13 protein-coding genes are annotated in these 16,198 nt (G+C 51.3%); 11 read left to right on the forward strand and 2 right to left on the reverse strand.

Features of this window, described 5'->3' with window-relative positions; all coding sequences use genetic code 11:
- Positions 1 to 515 precede the first annotated feature (515 nt).
- The gene (locus E6Q52_RS05990; RefSeq protein WP_292819762.1) at positions 516 to 1,151 is read right to left on the reverse strand and encodes a hypothetical protein; all 636 of its coding nucleotides are present in this window, start codon (positions 1,149 to 1,151) and stop codon (positions 516 to 518) included.
- A gap of 207 nt (positions 1,152 to 1,358) precedes the next feature.
- Here E6Q52_RS05990 and yajC point away from each other — a divergent pair, with 207 nt between their 5' ends.
- From yajC to E6Q52_RS06045, 11 genes are all read left to right on the forward strand, one after another.
- Positions 1,359 to 1,673, forward strand: a complete 315-nt coding sequence (yajC, locus tag E6Q52_RS05995; protein ID WP_292819765.1) for a preprotein translocase subunit YajC — start codon at positions 1,359 to 1,361, stop codon at positions 1,671 to 1,673.
- Between the two features lie 45 nt (positions 1,674 to 1,718).
- Positions 1,719 to 3,548 carry a protein translocase subunit SecD gene (gene secD, locus E6Q52_RS06000; RefSeq protein WP_292819768.1) on the forward strand — a complete coding sequence of 610 codons (1,830 nt, stop codon included), beginning with the start codon at positions 1,719 to 1,721 and terminating at the stop codon, positions 3,546 to 3,548.
- Positions 3,549 to 3,591: 43 nt separating this feature from the next.
- Entirely contained in the window at positions 3,592 to 4,536 is a 945-nt protein-coding gene (gene secF / locus E6Q52_RS06005) for a protein translocase subunit SecF (protein ID WP_292819771.1), read from the forward strand.
- A gap of 108 nt (positions 4,537 to 4,644) precedes the next feature.
- Positions 4,645 to 5,916: a CNNM domain-containing protein gene (locus tag E6Q52_RS06010; protein ID WP_292819774.1), complete on the forward strand. Its 1,272-nt coding sequence runs from the start codon at positions 4,645 to 4,647 to the stop codon at positions 5,914 to 5,916.
- A gap of 94 nt (positions 5,917 to 6,010) precedes the next feature.
- Entirely contained in the window at positions 6,011 to 6,322 is a 312-nt protein-coding gene (gene clpS / locus E6Q52_RS06015) for an ATP-dependent Clp protease adapter ClpS (protein ID WP_019881392.1), read from the forward strand.
- Between the two features lie 291 nt (positions 6,323 to 6,613).
- Positions 6,614 to 8,869, forward strand: a complete 2,256-nt coding sequence (gene clpA / locus E6Q52_RS06020) for an ATP-dependent Clp protease ATP-binding subunit ClpA (protein ID WP_292819777.1) — start codon at positions 6,614 to 6,616, stop codon at positions 8,867 to 8,869.
- Positions 8,870 to 9,075: 206 nt separating this feature from the next.
- Entirely contained in the window at positions 9,076 to 9,411 is a 336-nt protein-coding gene (locus E6Q52_RS06025; protein ID WP_292819779.1) for a hypothetical protein, read from the forward strand.
- Between the two features lie 107 nt (positions 9,412 to 9,518).
- Complete coding sequence (locus E6Q52_RS06030; protein ID WP_292819782.1) at positions 9,519 to 10,769, forward strand: TolC family protein; 1,251 nt, start codon at positions 9,519 to 9,521, stop codon at positions 10,767 to 10,769.
- Positions 10,770 to 10,779: 10 nt separating this feature from the next.
- A complete protein-coding gene (locus tag E6Q52_RS06035; RefSeq protein WP_292819785.1) occupies positions 10,780 to 11,931 on the forward strand; it encodes an efflux RND transporter periplasmic adaptor subunit in 1,152 nt (383 codons plus the stop codon).
- A 3-nt stretch (positions 11,932 to 11,934) separates the two neighbouring features.
- Complete coding sequence (locus tag E6Q52_RS06040; RefSeq protein ID WP_292819788.1) at positions 11,935 to 15,036, forward strand: efflux RND transporter permease subunit; 3,102 nt, start codon at positions 11,935 to 11,937, stop codon at positions 15,034 to 15,036.
- A 38-nt stretch (positions 15,037 to 15,074) separates the two neighbouring features.
- Positions 15,075 to 15,407, forward strand: coding sequence for a P-II family nitrogen regulator (locus E6Q52_RS06045; RefSeq protein WP_292819791.1), 333 nt, complete (start codon positions 15,075 to 15,077; stop codon positions 15,405 to 15,407).
- Between the two features lie 21 nt (positions 15,408 to 15,428).
- Here E6Q52_RS06045 and E6Q52_RS06050 read toward each other — a convergent pair whose 3' ends face one another.
- Entirely contained in the window at positions 15,429 to 16,196 is a 768-nt protein-coding gene (locus tag E6Q52_RS06050; RefSeq protein WP_292819793.1) for an MBL fold metallo-hydrolase, read from the reverse strand.
- Between the last annotated feature and the right edge of the window lie 2 nt (positions 16,197 to 16,198).

A 16,198-nucleotide genomic window follows, 5' to 3' on the forward strand; every position in this document is an offset into this window, starting at 1 on the left:
AAAAAACAGATTCTGTTTTTATTCAGTTCGCGAACAGTTGCAGTCGCATGGTGTTCGGGGTCCCCATCTGCAGCGCCGAGCAACGCAGGGTTGGCGGGAGCTTTCTCGGCCATCGGCTGTCCGAATCCCGCAGCAGCTCACGCTTTGTGTGAGATGCCAGGTTGAGTTTCGATGGACGCCCTGCAAGCCGAGTAGCACAGGAATCAAGCGGAAGCTGGGGTGCACTTTCTTTTGGTTACTTGTTCTTTGGGCAAGCAAAGAACAAGTAACTCGCTGAAAAAGCGAAAAGCAACATCACAAACAACCACAAAACACGCGTGAGCAAAAATGCCCACCCTACAACGACCAGATCCCGCCGAAAAGGCGAAAAGAAACCGTCCAGTCATAGAATAACTTTTTATTTTAATCTCACCACGCGCGAACTCCACTGCCCCTCTGAAACAACAAAAAAGCCAGCACGCTAAACACGCACCGGCTTTTCAAACTTGACTAGCCTCATCCACTAACAGCACCCATCAGGCCTTTCTGCGCAACCTTAAGCAAACAGGAATCAGCCCGGCAGCAAACAAAGCCAATGGCTCAGGTTCAGGCACCACGGTTGCCGTGCGGAAAACCACTTCACCCAATCCAGGCTGTGCACCGCCATCGGTGGTCAGAATCTCCATGTGCACATAACGGGTAGAAACATCGCCGAAAGTGAATGCCTGACCAGGATCTGCCGTTGTGTAATTCGAGCCTAGCGCAGTAAAACCACCCAGCAGGCCGCTGTTGCCATTGCTAAAGTCATTGTCACTATCTGCATATAAGTTAAAATTCAAAACTGACCCGGTATTGTCGGTCGCCCATAGTCCAATGGAGTCAATATTGTAGACGGCGCCGAGGTCATAGCTAAAGCTGCCAAAAGGGCCGACACTGAAGCCGGAATTTAATGCAGCCAGTCCATCATGTGTGGTGCTGGCGACAAAGCTGTCAAAATCCGTGACGCCTGCGACATAACCAGCAGATAAGCCTGACTGGTTGATCTGATTGACCAAGGCATACGAGCCACCGAAGTCGGGATGAGAGGCGCTAATCGCCGTTGCCTGCACGATGACGCCGGCTTGCGCGACCTGACACGAAACTGCTAAAGAGACGGCTGCGAGACACTTCATGTAACTTTGCATATGCTTCTCCAATATCAAAAATGTTGTCATCAAAACACTTGGACGCCAAACCGCACCGGCGAACAAATATTAAAATATCTTTACAATTATTAGTCAAGTCTTTATTGCGATGCAGGCAGGCGGACGGTCGGTGACAGATTAAGGAGGCTCTATGATAGAATCATGCGTTATTTTCAGTATGACTTAGGAACAGATATGTTTATCAGCAACGCTTACGCCGCTGCCGCGCCAGCCACCGACATCATGAGTTTTTTGCCTATGGTGGTAATTTTTGTCTTGTTTTACTTTATGTTGATTCGCCCGCAAATGAAGCAGGCCAAACAACACAAGTCTATGCTAGAGACATTAAAGGCGGGCGATGAAGTCGCGACCACCGGCGGCATTGTCGGCAAGGTGACCAAAGTCAGTGAACATTTTGTCAGCATTGAAATTGCCGCCAACACCGTCGTCAATGTGCAAAAACACACGGTACAGACCTTGTTGCCTGCTGGTACATTGAAGTCTATTTAACCCACACAAGACGCGCCTGTCTTTCATTCTGACCAAGAGTTTGTTATGAACCGTTATCCGATATGGAAATTCGTGCTGATTGGCACAGTGTTTATCATTGGCCTGCTGTACACGATCCCCAACTTTTTTGGGGAATCGCCAGCTGTGCAAATCAGCCCGGCCAAAACTTCATTAAAAGTAGATGAAGGCTTGCTACAAAAAGTGGAGAGCACGCTGCAACTGGCCAACATTCCGTTTGACGGTTTGTTTATGGATGCCAGTGGCGTCAAAGTGCGTTTTGCCAATACGGATACGCAATTGCTGGCCAAAGACAAACTGGTCAGCAACCTGGGCAAAGACTACACCGTAGCGCTCAATTTGGTACCACAAACGCCAAACTGGCTGCAAAGCATCGGCGCCAAGCCGATGTATTTGGGTCTGGATTTGCGAGGCGGCGTGCACTTTTTGCTGCAAGTCGACATGAAAGCGGCGCTGGATAAAGCAGCCGAAAGCACCGTGGGTGACTTCCGCATGTCTTTGCGCAAAGAAAAAATCAATTACTACGGTATTGAGCGCCAAGGCCAGGTAGTGGTGATTAAATTTGAATCAGAAGCCGAAGCGACCAAAGCGCGCAATCTGCTGGCCAAAGACTTTTCTGACCTGACCTACAAAATTGCAGGCAGTGACAAAGACTTTAACCTCACTGCCAGCATGAGCGTGATGGCGCAAAAACGCATCCAGGAGTTTGCGCTCAAGCAAAACCTGCAAACCCTGCATAACCGGATTAACGAGCTAGGCGTGGCTGAGCCTATCGTGCAGCAACAAGGCCTGGACCGCATTGTGGTGCAATTGCCAGGCGTGCAAGATACGGCAAAAGCCAAAGAGATTCTCGGTCGTACGGCAACGCTGGAAATCCGCATGGTCGATGAAGAAAAATCTGACATGGCCACGCTGCAAAAAGCGCAGGCAGGCCAGGTGCCGTTTGGTGACGAGTTATTTTCTGACCGTGAAGGCCGCCCGGTATTAGTGAAAAAGAGCGTGGTGCTGACGGGCGACCGTATCACCGACGCGGGCCCTGGCGTCAATGGTCAAAATGGTTCATCCGTGGTCAACGTGACGCTGGATGGCCGCGGTGCAGGCATCTTTAAAAACGTCACCCGTGAAAACGTCGGCAAACGCATGGCGATTCTGCTGATTGAAAAAGGCAGCACCGAAGTGGTCACTGCGCCGGTGATTAACGAAGAAATTGGTGGTGGCCGCGTACAGATTTCTGGCATGGCCAATGCGCAAGAAGCGACAGATATTTCACTGCTGCTGCGTGCCGGTGCCCTGGCTGCACCGATGGAAATCATCGAAGAACGCACGGTAGGCCCAAGCATGGGTGAAGAAAACATCAAACGCGGCGTGCATTCAACGCTGTGGGGCTTTGCCGCCATTGCGGTGATGATGATTGTTTACTACATGGTGTTTGGTGGTGTGTCTGTGATGGCGCTGGGCGTGAACCTGCTATTGCTGGTGGCAATTTTGTCCATGCTGCAAGCGACACTGACCTTGCCTGGGCTGGCGGCGATTGCGCTGGCACTGGGCATGGCGATTGATGCCAACGTGCTGATTAACGAGCGTATCCGTGAAGAGCTGCGCAATGGCAACACGCCACAAGCCAGTATCCACGCTGGCTATGACCGCGCATTTGATACCATTCTCGACTCCAACGTCACCACCTTGATTGCCGGCCTGGCCTTGTTTATGTTTGGCACTGGCCCGATCAAAGGCTTTGCCGTGGTACACGTGCTCGGCATCATGACTTCGATGTTTAGTGCTGTGCTGGTCTCGCGCGCCCTGGTTAACTTGCTATACGGCTACCGCCGCAAGATCGAGCATCTGCGGATTGGCTAATCGCCGCCTTGCACGCTGACAACGCATACTAAGAGAATAGATTATGGAATTATTCAGAATTAAAAAAGATATCCCGTTCATGAGCTACGGGCGTCTCACCACCTCAATTTCGCTGATTACGTTTGTATTGGCGATCCTCTTCCTGCTGCATCGCGGCTTGAATTACGGCGTGGACTTTACCGGTGGTACGGTGATGGAAGTGCATTATCCGGCTGCAGCCAATATCGAGCAAATACGTCAGGTCATGGATGGTGTGGGCCTGAAAGACGTGACAGTACAAAACTTTGGCTCTAGCCAGGATGTATTGATCCGCCTGCCGGTCAAGAAAGAACTGTCGATTGCTCAACTCTCTGAAAAAATCTCCAGCGCGCTGAAAGCAGCTGATGCTGGCGCAGAAATCCGCCGCGTGGAATCTGTGGGTTCACAAGTCGGTGAAGAGTTGTATGAAAACGGCGCACTGGCTTTGCTGCTGGTGTGTGCAGGCATCATGGGCTACCTGGCTTTGCGCTTTGAGTGGCGCTTTGCGGTGGCGGCGATTATCGCCAACATGCATGACGTCATCATCATTCTGGGGTTCTTTGCGTTCTTCCAGTGGGAGTTTAACCTCACGGTGCTAGCAGCGATTCTCGCGGTGTTGGGCTACTCGGTGAATGAGTCCGTGGTGGTGTTTGACCGCGTGCGTGAAAACTTCAAAAAAATGCGGAAAGCCAGTGCAGTGCATGTGATCGACAATGCGATTACCCGCACTATGTCGCGCACCATCATCACTCATATGATGACGCAGACCATGGTGTGCTCGATGTTGTTTTTTGGTGGCGAAACCCTGCACAACTTCTCGCTGGCGCTCACCATTGGTATTTTGTTCGGCATTTACTCTTCAGTCTTGGTCGCTTGCCCAATTGCCATGTGGCTGGGTGTGAGCCGCGCCAACCTGATTGGTGACAGCGAGAAAAAACCGAAAGAAGACGAAGCCGCTGTTGCACCTTAAGCAAGCGTAATAGGGCAATTTAGCTCTACAAGCACTTAGTCTGTCTTTTTCTTGATTTTTAGCCACTGGTGAGTACACTAGTGGCTTCTTGTTTTTAATCCCACTCTTTTGGACAACATCCCCTTAAGCTGGCAGATTGGTCTGCTATTGCTACTGCTGTCACTGACAGCCTTTTTCTCCATTGCCGAAACCAGCCTGATGTCGCTCAACCGTTACCGGATGCGACACATGGCCAAAGAGGGTCATCGCGGCGCCAAGCTGGCCAGTCGCCTGATTTCACAAACAGATAAAACACTGGGCGCCATCCTGTTAGGCAATACCTTTTGTATCGTCGGCTCCTCCACCTTAGAAGTCGTGATTTCAGAGCGTCTGTTTGGCGAAGGCGATTATGTGCTGATGTTTGGCTCACTCGCCATCACCTTTGCCATTTTGGTGTTTAGTGAAATCTCGCCCAAAGTCATTGCTGCTGCACATGCCGAAAAACTGGGGTTTGCCACTAGCTACTTGCTGTATCCGCTCATCTGGTTATTTACACCGGTGGTCTGGTTTGTCAATCTGTTCGTCAAAGCTTTTCTCAAGCTGCTGGGGGTGCGCGTCAACTTTGACGGCCAGGCACAATCAGTCACCACCGAAGAACTGCGCAGCATTGTCAGCGATGCCGGGCAATATATCCCGTCGCAAAGTCGCACTATTCTGCTCAATCTGCTAGACCTGGAAGACATTATTGTAGACGATGCGATGACCGCGCATACCATGGTGGAGTTTATCGACCTGGATCACCCGATAGACCAGATCATGGAACAACTGACATGCAGTCACCACTCACGCCTGCCGGTGCGAGAAGGTGACAACGAAGATATCGTCGGCATTTTGCATGTGCGTAAAGTCCTGCCCTTGCTGCGCGACTTTCATATCGGCAAGGCGCCATCCAAAGCCTTATTACAAGCGGCCATGAGCCTGCCCTACTACATTCCCTCTGGCACCCCGCTTTACACCCAGTTGCAGCAGTTTCAAAAAAGGCATGAGCGGATTGCGTTGGTCGTCGATGAATACGGTGAATTCAAAGGCTTGCTGACGCTGGAAGATATTCTGGAAGAGGTGGTCGGTGAATTCACCACCCAATCCCCCGAGCACGCCAGCCATTACCATCAACATGAAGACGGCAGCTGGCTGGTTGACGGCGCCAGCTTATTGCGCGACCTCAACCGTAAATTGAAACTCTCCCTGCCGACTGACGGTCCACGCACATTGAATGGCTTAATTCTTGAGCATTTTGAAGGCATTCCAGAACCAGACACCAGCTTTAAAATTGGTGAGCACAAACTGGAAATCTTGGATGTTGAGGATCGCGTCGTCAAGCGCGTCAAAATTTATCTTTAATTTATCTTTGAAAAAGCCGGAATTCTCCTGCATCAAGCCCTTGAATTTTTTACTACAAGGCGCAAAATAGGTCCTAAGACAGGTATACAAAACTATGGTACGACCCAAGCGTGAAGGTGATTTGGCACTTGAATCCCAAGTGGCCAAACCCAAGCCTCCAGAGTTATATAAGGTGTTGTTGCTGAACGACGACTACACCCCAATGGAGTTTGTCGTCGCCGTCATTGAACGTTTTTTTAACAAGTCTCGTGAACAAGCGACACAAATCATGCTCCAAGTACATACAGAGGGCATGGGCGTCTGTGGCGTGTATCCACAAGATATTGCCGAAACCAAAATGCATCAGGTCTTGGAGTCTGCCCGTGAAGCACAACACCCTTTGCAATGTGTGATTGAAGCCGCTTGAAACGTAATGATGTGAGGCTAAAGGCGTTTGACTCATGGTGGCATCCTGAGAATATCGGGCAAATACACTGACATACTCGCGGTTCAACTGAGCGTTCACAGTGGTAGCATGGTAATGAGGTGATTCTGTCGCGCTTGACTCATATAAACGTGAGCCAAAAGTAGCGACGGAGCATTGAATTTTTTGAAAAAAAGCACGATAACAATAAACGGACAAGTGTTGCCGGATTGCATGGATTGGCATCTGTGAATGAGGCGTTTTTTGTAGTGTAGTGTATTAAGGAAAGTCATCATGATTGCTCAAGAACTTGAAGTTAGCCTGCACATGGCGTTTATGGACGCGCGACAAAAGCGTCACGAATTGATTACGGTTGAGCATCTGTTACTGGCTATGTTGGACAACCCGACTGCCGCAGAAGTCCTGCGTGCCTGCGGTGCCAAGTTTGATACGCTGCGTAATGAACTGACCCAATATATCGAAGAACACACACCCACCGTGGCCGGGACTGAAGAAGTCGATACGCAGCCAACCCTGGGTTTTCAGCGTGTGATTCAGCGTGCCATGCTGCACGTACAATCTTCAGGCAAAAAAGAAGTCACCGGCGCCAATGTGTTGGTGGCGATTTATGGCGAAAAAGATTCCCATGCGGTGTTCTTCCTGCATCAGCAAGGCGTGACCCGTCTAGACGTGGTCAACTTTATTTCGCATGGTGTGGCCAAAATTCAGGAAAGCGAACCTAAAGCCACCGGCACCGAGCAGGAAACGGAAGGCGAAAGCGTCAGCACCGGCGCGCTGGAGAGCTTTACATTAAATCTCAACGCACAAGTGATTGCTGGCAAGATCGACCCTTTGATTGGCCGTAGCCAGGAGCTAGAGCGCGTGATCCAGACCTTGTGCCGTCGCCGCAAAAACAACCCCTTGCTGGTTGGCGAAGCCGGTGTGGGTAAAACTGCCATTGCCGAAGGTCTGGCCTCGCGTATTGTCAGCAACGACATTCCAGAAGTGCTGGAAAACGCCACCGTTTACTCACTCGACATGGGCGCCCTGCTGGCAGGCACCAAATACCGTGGTGACTTTGAGCAACGTTTAAAAGCCGTCATGAAACAGCTGGCAGAAAAGCCGGATGCGATTCTGTTTATTGACGAAATCCATACCTTGATCGGCGCGGGTTCTGCCAGTGGCGGTACGCTGGATGCCAGCAATTTGCTGAAACCAGCGTTATCTAACGGCTCGCTCAAATGCATAGGCGCCACCACTTACCAAGAGTATCGCGGCATCTTTGAAAAAGACCATGCGTTATCACGCCGCTTCCAGAAAATCGACGTGCAAGAGCCAAGTGTGGCCGAAACCATTGAGATTCTCAAAGGCCTCAAAACCAAGTTTGAAGAGCATCATAGTGTCAAATACAGTGCCAGCGCACTGACGGTTGCGGCAGAACTGTCCGCCAAGTACATCAACGACCGCCACTTGCCAGACAAGGCGATTGACGTGATTGATGAAGCCGGTGCTGCGCAACGTATTTTGCCAAAAAGCAAACAGAAGAAAATTATTGGCAATAAAGAGATTGAAGAAATCATTGCCAAAATTGCGCGTATTCCGCCCAAAAACATTTCCAGTGACGACCGCAATGCGCTCAAAACCCTGGAACGCGACCTCAAAGCCGTGGTCTTCGGTCAGGACAAAGCGATTGAAGTGCTGGCTTCTGCCGTCAAAATGGCCCGTAGTGGCTTGGGTAACAGCAGCAAACCGATTGGTAGCTTCTTGTTTGCAGGCCCAACCGGGGTTGGTAAAACCGAAGTAGCCAAACAATTGGCTTATGTGCTTGGCATCGAACTGCTGCGTTTTGACATGTCCGAATATATGGAGCGTCATGCGGTTTCACGCCTGATTGGTGCGCCTCCGGGCTATGTGGGATTTGACCAGGGCGGTCTGCTGACTGAAGCCGTGACTAAACAACCTTACTGCGTATTGCTGCTGGACGAAATCGAGAAAGCGCACCCGGATATTTTCAATATCCTGCTGCAAGTGATGGATCATGGCACGTTAACGGACAACAATGGCCGCAAAGCCGATTTCCGCAACGTGACCATTATCATGACCACCAACGCCGGTGCCGAAAACCTGTCTAAATCCAGCATAGGCTTTACCAACAGTAAAGACAGCACTGACGAAGCCGCAGATCTCAAACGCTTATTTAGCCCTGAGTTCCGCAACCGTCTGGATGCCACCGTCTCATTCAGCGCCCTCAGCCAGGACGTGATTCTGCGCGTGGTCGACAAGTTCCTCATGCAGTTGGAAGATCAATTGCACGAGAAAAAAGTCGATGTGACCTTTAGTGACGAACTCAAAGCTTATCTGGGCAGAAAAGGCTTTGACCCACTGATGGGCGCACGCCCGATGGCCAGACTAATTCAGGATACTATTCGTAAGGCATTGGCTGATGAACTACTGTTTGGTCGCCTGAACGAAGGTGGTCATGTGCATATCGACATCGATGATAAGGATCAGATCAAACTGATTTTTAAAGAAGAAACGATTTCGGCCTAGCCTGGCTCAAACTTTGATCCCACAGTGACATCTACTATCATGTCACTGTGGTTTTCACGCACCAGTCTGGTGCAAAAAATTCTTATTGTGCGATCAACCCAGCCAATATTGGTCACGGATGATGTTAGAATCAATCACTTAGATGTGGTCGCATAGCTGGTATACTTATTGCTGTAAATAGATTGCCAGACTGATATGATTTTGTAATGCAAAAGATATTTTATTTTCTACATGCGTTGTGTTTGATGTTTGCTTTGCAGACAACCGCTGCCGAACCGGCAGTCACAACTACGCTACTAGAAACCGGTATTTCAGCAACCAGCCTGTCGAATGCCATTGATGATAGCTTATCGGCCGACTTTGGCGAAGGATATTGTTGCGTCGACATGCTGGAAATCGCTGAGGTCGATGTCGACAAAATCCTGTTACCAGGATTTAGTTATCCGCTGCACAAAACCACTCACCTCGCCCCAGAACATCAACCCTCCTCCTACCATCTGCTCCTCAGCTTCTGGCTAGACCGGCCCCCGCAACGCGCTTAAAAAACTGTCCAACGCTATTTGCCATCCAGGCAGACAGCGTCATTTTAATCATAAGTTAAGATGACTGTGACATCATGCGATGAACAGTCATCTGAAAAAGGATCGTTATGTTAAGTCAGACCCGCTGGCGGAAAGCATGCAGGCTCTTGTGGCTATATTGCTGCATCACTCCCGTTGCGTTTGCAGAAACCACTTTTGACCTGAAAACCCTGTTGGATAAAGCCGTCGCCGAAAACCCGATGATGGCAGTGAGCAAAGCACAAATTGAGGCCGCTGCGGCAGGCATTACTGTCGCCAGGTCGTTTTATAATCCGGATATGGAAGTGATGGCAGGCCCGGCCAGATACCGCGGTGTACCAACACCAGGCGCCACTGAGAGAAACTACGGCATCACCATTTCGCAACCGCTTGATTTTCCTGGCACACGGACCTCACGCCGCGAACTGGCTGAACAGCAACTGACTTACGCGGAAAAAGGCATACACACCACCAGCTTTGACTTACGCAACCTGATCAAGCAGGCCTATTTAACCGTGCTGTTGCGCCAGCAGATTCTGCAAATGCTGGGTGCCAACTTGAGTATTCTGCAGGAAATCCAGACCAAAATTAAACGTAAGGTGGATGTCGGCGAAGCCGCCAGATATGAGCTGATCAAGGCCGACACTGAGGTGCTGGCCGCCGAGCGTGATTATGCCAGTGCGCAAACTCGTATTGACGAGGCCAAGGCTATTTTGCGCGGCATGATAGGCAATATGCCAGACACGTTTGAGGTTAAATCTGAGCTGCCTGCAATTTCTACCTTGCCCAGCATTATTGAGTTACGCAAATCTGCCGAAAACAATCCTTACTTACAGCAGCTGATCACCGCAAAAGACAGTGCGGAAGCTAAGTTAAAGCTGGAGCAAGCTTTGCGTTTTCCCGGCCTCACTTTGAAGTCTGACTTCACCCAAGACCCCGACCTGAACACCTTCAGGGTGGGCGTGGTGGTGCCATTACCTGTTTGGAACCGTCGTGAAGGCCAGATCGCACAAGCGGCGGCAGGCATTGATGAGGCAGATGCCAATATCAAACTTCAACAACAGATATTGCGCAAAGAAATCGATAGCGCCTATCAGCGCACAGTGATTGCCAGCAACCAGCTCAAAGTGTTTGAGAATGGCTTGCTGCAACAATCAGAAGCGACTCTGAGTCGCGCACAAGCCGCCTATAAGTTCGGAGAACGCGGCATCCTGGAATATCTGGATGCACAACGCGTCAATCGTGATGTCAGACGTGACTATCTGATTGCCAAATTCGATTATTTTTTCAGTGTATTGCAAATCGAACGCTTCATCGGTTCGGATTTGGTTCAACCATAAGGGGATGGTCATGTCTCGTATTTTATTCTCAACTTTGCTGACTGCCGCGCTGGCCGTCATGTCCACCGCGTGTAGCGAAAAACCCGCCCCGGCCGCAGAAACTAAAGAAGTCGTCGACCCCAACTTGGTGATGCTGACCAAAGAACTGGAAGCCAATGTCAAAACTGGGCCAGTGACAGAATTTCAGTTTGTCGACACCCTGCGTATCCCTGGCCGTATTCAGGTCGATGAACAGTATGAATCCAGAGCCGGTGCATCCATCACAGGACGTATCAGCACGCTGGATGTGAATCTGGGCGACGAAGTGAAAGCAGGCCAGCGTTTGGCAACCATTAAAAGTACTGAACTGGCGCAATACCAACTCAGCTATATTAAAGCCAGCCAGCAAATGCAGTTGCAAACCAAAGCCGTCGACCGCGCCAAACAATTACTAGAAGCAGACGTGATCAGCCTGGCAGAATTACAGCGCCGCGAAGGTGAGCTCAATGCAGCGAACGCCGAACTCAACGCCGCCCGCGATCAGTTACTGGTATTAGGCATGGCACCGGCCAGCATCTCGCAACTAGGCTTGCACAACAGTGGCATGTCTACCAGCCAGGTCAACTCTAAAATCACCGGCACCGTCATTGCGCGTAAAGCCCGGCTGGGCCAAGTGGTGGCGCCGGCAGAAGAGCTGTTTGTGATTGCTGATTTGTCACACGTGTGGGCCGTGGCAGAAATCCCTGAGCAGCAAATTGCACATATTAAAGAAGGCCAGTCGCTGGATATTGAAGTCCCCGCCCTCGACGATGCAGAACTGACCGGCACGCTGGCCTTTGTCGGTGACATTGTGAATCCGGCCACGCGTACCGTGATGGCACGCGCCAACATCAGCAATGACAAAATGCTGCTCAAGCCTGACATGCTGATCACCATTTTGCTCGAAGCCAAACCGGAAAAAGTGATTGCCATCCCCTCCACCGCGGTGGTACGTGAAAACAATGCCGACCATGTATTTGTACAAACCTTAAAACCGACGCAGTATAAATTGCTGCCAGTGACCCTGGGCCGTACTTATCAGGACAAGAGAGAAGTGCTGCAAGGCCTGCAGCCTGGCGATCAAATCGTGCTCGATGGCGCGTTTCATGTGAACAATGAACGCAAGCGCAAAGAAATGGAGTAAAGCATGATTGAATCGCTAATTAGAGGCGCGCTGAAGCAGCGCCTGATTGTGTTGGTCCTGGCTGTCGGTTTTATTCTTGCAGGCTTGTTTGCAGTCAAAAAATTGTCTGTCGATGCGTTTCCTGATGTCACCAACGTGCAGGTGATGATTGCCACACAAGCCACCGGTAAATCACCGGAAGAAGTCGAACGCTTTATCACCGTGCCGCTCGAAATCGCCATGACCGGCTTGCCCGGCCTGACTGAAATGCGCTCGGTGAATAAAAATGCGTTGTCGCTGATCACCTTGGTCTTTACCGATAGCACCGACGTCTATTTTGCCCGCCAACTGGTGATGGAACGCTTGATGGAAGTGATGGAACGCATGCCGCAAGGCGTGACGCCCATCCTCGGACCGGTCTCGACCGGTTTGGGTGAGGTCTATCAGTTCACGCTGGATAAACCCGATGACGGTAAAAAAGCGCTGACGCAAGCCGACCTGACAGAACGTCGCGCCATCCAGGACTGGGTAGTGCGCCCCTTGCTGCGCGGCATCCCCGGCGTGGCTGAAATCAACTCGCAAGGCGGCTACGTTAAGCAATATCAGGTGCTGGTCAACCCGGACCGCATGACGCATTTTTCAATCAAACTCAAAGATGTATATGAAGCGCTAGCGCGCAACAATGCCAACAGCGGCGGTGGCATTTTGCCGCATTATGCCGAACAGTACCTGATTCGTGGCGTCGGCCTGGTGCAAAACCTGGACGACATCCGCAACATGGTGCTCAAGGAAGAAAACGGCATTCCGGTCTATATCCGCGATGTGGCGGAAGTGACCATTGGCCATGAAGTGCGGGTAGGCGTCGTGCTTAAAAACGGTGACACCGAATCCGTCGGCGGCATTGTGATTATGATGCGTGGTGGCAACGCCAAAGAAGTGGTCAGCCGTATCAAAGCGCGCGTTGAAGAAATCAACAGCAAAGGCATGTTGCCACACGGCTTGCAAATTGTGCCCTACTATGACCGTAGTGAGCTGGTCGATGCCGCGCTGCATACGGTGACCAAGGTGCTGATTGAAGGCATTATCCTGGTGATTGTGATTTTGTTCCTGTTTTTGGGCGATGTACGCTCCAGCCTGATAGTGGTCGGCACCTTGGTCCTGACACCGCTGATTACATTCATGGTCATGAATCACTATGGGATTTCTGCCAACCTGATGTCACTGGGCGGGCTGGCGATTGCCATTGGCCTGATGGTCGATGGCTCGGTGGTGGTGGTTGAAAATACCTTTCACCACCTGGGTCATCGCAAAGACGAAAGTCGCATTCGGGTAGCGCTAGAGGCGGCGACTGAAGTGGCGACGCCGGTACTGTTTGGCGTCGGCATCATTATTCTGGTGTTCTTGCCACTGATGACGCTGGAAGGCATGGAAGGCAAAATGTTTGCCCCCTTGGCTTACACCATCGCCATTGCGCTGTTTGTGTCACTGGTCTTGTCGCTGACCCTAACACCTGCCTTGTGCTCGTACGTTCTCAAAGGTGGTAGCGGTGACGATACCAAACTGATACAAGCCATCAAGCGGCCCTATTTATCAGCGCTAAACTGGGTACTCGACAACGAGAAAAAAACCATTTTAGCCTCGGCGTTGGTGTTTGTCGGTACGATTGCGCTGTTTCCGTTTCTGGGCACCTCATTTATCCCAGAAATGAAAGAGGGCTCTATTGTGCCCGGCATTAACCGCGTGCCGAATATCTCGCTCGAAGAATCCATGAAAATGGAAAACAAGGCGATGAAGCTCATTATGGAGCAAGTGCCAGGGGTCAAATCAGCGATCTCCGGCCTGGGCCGTGGTGAAAGCCCGGCCGATGCGCAGGCACAAAACGAATCTACGCCGATTATCAGCCTCAAACCACGTGACCAGTGGCCTTCAGGCTGGACCCAGGATGACATTGCCGAGAAAATGCGCGCCGTGCTGGAAAAATACATTCCTGGCGTGCAAATCATCATGGCGCAGCCGATCTCTGACCGCGTCGATGAGTTGCTAACTGGCGTGCGTGCGGATGTGGCGGTGAAGATTTTTGGTGAAGACCTCGATACACTCAAGCAAAAGGCGGACGAAATCGCCAAGATTGCCGGCTCGGTGACTGGCGCGACCGAAATCAAGGTCGAAAAAGTATCGGGGCAACAATACCTGAATATCACCATCGACCGTCAGGCGATTGCCCGGCATGGCATCAATGCGTCGGATGTGCATGACGTGATTGAAACCGCAATTGGCGGCAAGATTGCCACCGAGATTTTTGAAGGCCAGCGTCGTTTCTCAGCCGCCGTGCGTTATCCGGAATCGTTCCGCAATAATGAAGAAGCGATCCGCAATATCATGCTCACCTCGCCCAATGGCTCACGCGTGGCGCTGGAGGACCTGGCAGACATTGAAATCAAGGATGGTCCGGCGCAAATCAGCCGCGAGCTAGCCAAACGTCGCATCGTGATTGGCGTCAACGTCAAAGACCGTGACCTCGGTGGGTTTGTGGCTGAGCTTCAGCAAGTGTTAGGACAAAAACTGCAGTTACCGGATGGCTATTATCTGGAGTACGGTGGCCAGTTTCAGAACATGGAACGCGCCATGGGCCACCTGATGATTATTATCCCAGTCACGATTGCGGCGATTTTCTTCTTGCTGTTCCTGCTGTTCCAGTCATTGCGGTTTGCCACCATGATTATTCTGGTGCTGCCATTTGCTTCGATTGGCGGCGTGATCGCCTTGTTTGTCACCGGCGAGTATTTGTCAGTGCCAGCATCAGTCGGCTTTATTGCCTTGTGGGGCATTGCCGTGTTGAATGCGGTGGTGTTGGTCTCGTATATCCGCACACTGCGTGAAGAAGGTCTGAGCCAGCTAGAAGCCATTCGCAAAGGCTGCGCCCAGCGCTTTAGACCGGTGATGATGACGGCGACCGTGGCCATGCTGGGCCTGGTGCCTTTCCTGTTTGCGACAGGGCCGGGGGCCGAGGTACAACGGCCATTGGCGATTGTGGTGATCGGCGGCCTGATTACCTCAACGCTGCTCACCCTGATTGTGGTACCCACACTCTATCGTAAGTTTGAAGAAAGCAAGATAGAGGCATAATGCCGACCCAGTGAGTCTATGCACAAAAGGATACTTTTATGAAAGAAATCAAAGCAGTCATACAACCGTCGCGATTGCCTAAGATACGTTCCGCACTGCGTAATATCAAAGGCTTTCCCGGCATGTCGGTCAACAAAATGGAAGGGTGCGGCCCCCACTTGCAAAAGCCGAGTGTGGGTGTACGCGAGGAGCTGACCGACTACAGCCCCAAAATGTATTTGTATATGGTGGTGCCGGATGAACTGGTCGAAGGCGTCTTGCAGACCATTGTTGAAGTGGCACATACTGGCAATGTCGGTGATGGCATCGTCTGGGTGACGCCGGTGGAACGCATGATCCGTTTATCAGAACAGATTATGGTGCTGGATTAAATAGCACTGGATTAAATGCGCTTATAAACAACGCCAGTCCAGCCCCATGTGCTGGCTGGCAATTTGTACCCAGTCCTCGCTGCAATTCAACACCCCACTCAACGCCTGCTGTGCTAACGCAGGCGTATTATTTTTTTCACTTAAATGTGCCGCCACCAGGTGCTTCAGTTTACTGTTATCCAGTTGGGCAAGGAGCTGCGCACTGGACTGATTATCCAGGTGCCCCAGCCAGCCGCCCACACGCTTTTTCAATGAGTGGGCATACGGGCCGCTACGCAACATCTCCAGGTCATGATTGCACTCCAGCAGCAATCCATCACACGCTTGCAACATCGTCACAATATGCGGCGTTACGCTGCCGACATCGGTCAATACACCGAATTTACGCACGCCGTCAGCAAACACAAATTGCGCCGGTTCACGCGCATCGTGCGGCACTGGATACGGCTGTACCTCGATTTCTTGCAACGCAAAAGTCGTATGAGCATCGATGATGTTAATGGTCACAGATTGTGTGGGCAGGTAGCGCTGGCACATGCTGTAAGTGCCATGCGTGAGCCAGACCGGGATTTGGTAACGGGCGGCAAGTTTGAACACCCCGCGCGCATGATCGTCATGCTCATGCGTGACCAGAATGCCTGAAAGTTGTTCAGGTTGCAGCGACAGGCGCGCTAAACGTTGTACGGTTTCTTTGACGCTAAAACCGCAGTCAAGCAAAAGCCGGGTTTCCCCGGCCTCTACCACAGTGGCATTCCCTGCACTGCCACTGCCTAATGATGCAAATCGCACGC

It is taken from the genome of Methylophilus sp. (assembly GCF_008015755.1).
Taxonomy (GTDB): Bacteria; Pseudomonadota; Gammaproteobacteria; order Burkholderiales; family Methylophilaceae; genus Methylophilus.

Bases quoted from the DNA above. Each gene is read 5' to 3' on its own strand.
- yajC (WP_292819765.1), top strand. From the start codon at position 1,359: ATGTTTATCAGCAACGCTTACGCCGCTGCCGCGCCAGCCACCGACATC.
- clpA (WP_292819777.1), top strand. From the start codon at position 6,614: ATGATTGCTCAAGAACTTGAAGTTAGCCTGCACATGGCGTTTATGGAC.
- E6Q52_RS06040 (WP_292819788.1), top strand. From the start codon at position 11,935: ATGATTGAATCGCTAATTAGAGGCGCGCTGAAGCAGCGCCTGATTGTG.
- clpS (WP_019881392.1), top strand. From the start codon at position 6,011: ATGGTACGACCCAAGCGTGAAGGTGATTTGGCACTTGAATCCCAAGTG.
- E6Q52_RS06045 (WP_292819791.1), top strand. From the start codon at position 15,075: ATGAAAGAAATCAAAGCAGTCATACAACCGTCGCGATTGCCTAAGATA.
- E6Q52_RS06025 (WP_292819779.1), top strand. From the start codon at position 9,076: ATGCAAAAGATATTTTATTTTCTACATGCGTTGTGTTTGATGTTTGCT.
- E6Q52_RS05990 (WP_292819762.1), bottom strand. From the start codon at position 1,151: ATGAAGTGTCTCGCAGCCGTCTCTTTAGCAGTTTCGTGTCAGGTCGCG.
- secD (WP_292819768.1), top strand. From the start codon at position 1,719: ATGAACCGTTATCCGATATGGAAATTCGTGCTGATTGGCACAGTGTTT.
- E6Q52_RS06035 (WP_292819785.1), top strand. From the start codon at position 10,780: ATGTCTCGTATTTTATTCTCAACTTTGCTGACTGCCGCGCTGGCCGTC.
- E6Q52_RS06030 (WP_292819782.1), top strand. From the start codon at position 9,519: ATGTTAAGTCAGACCCGCTGGCGGAAAGCATGCAGGCTCTTGTGGCTA.
- secF (WP_292819771.1), top strand. From the start codon at position 3,592: ATGGAATTATTCAGAATTAAAAAAGATATCCCGTTCATGAGCTACGGG.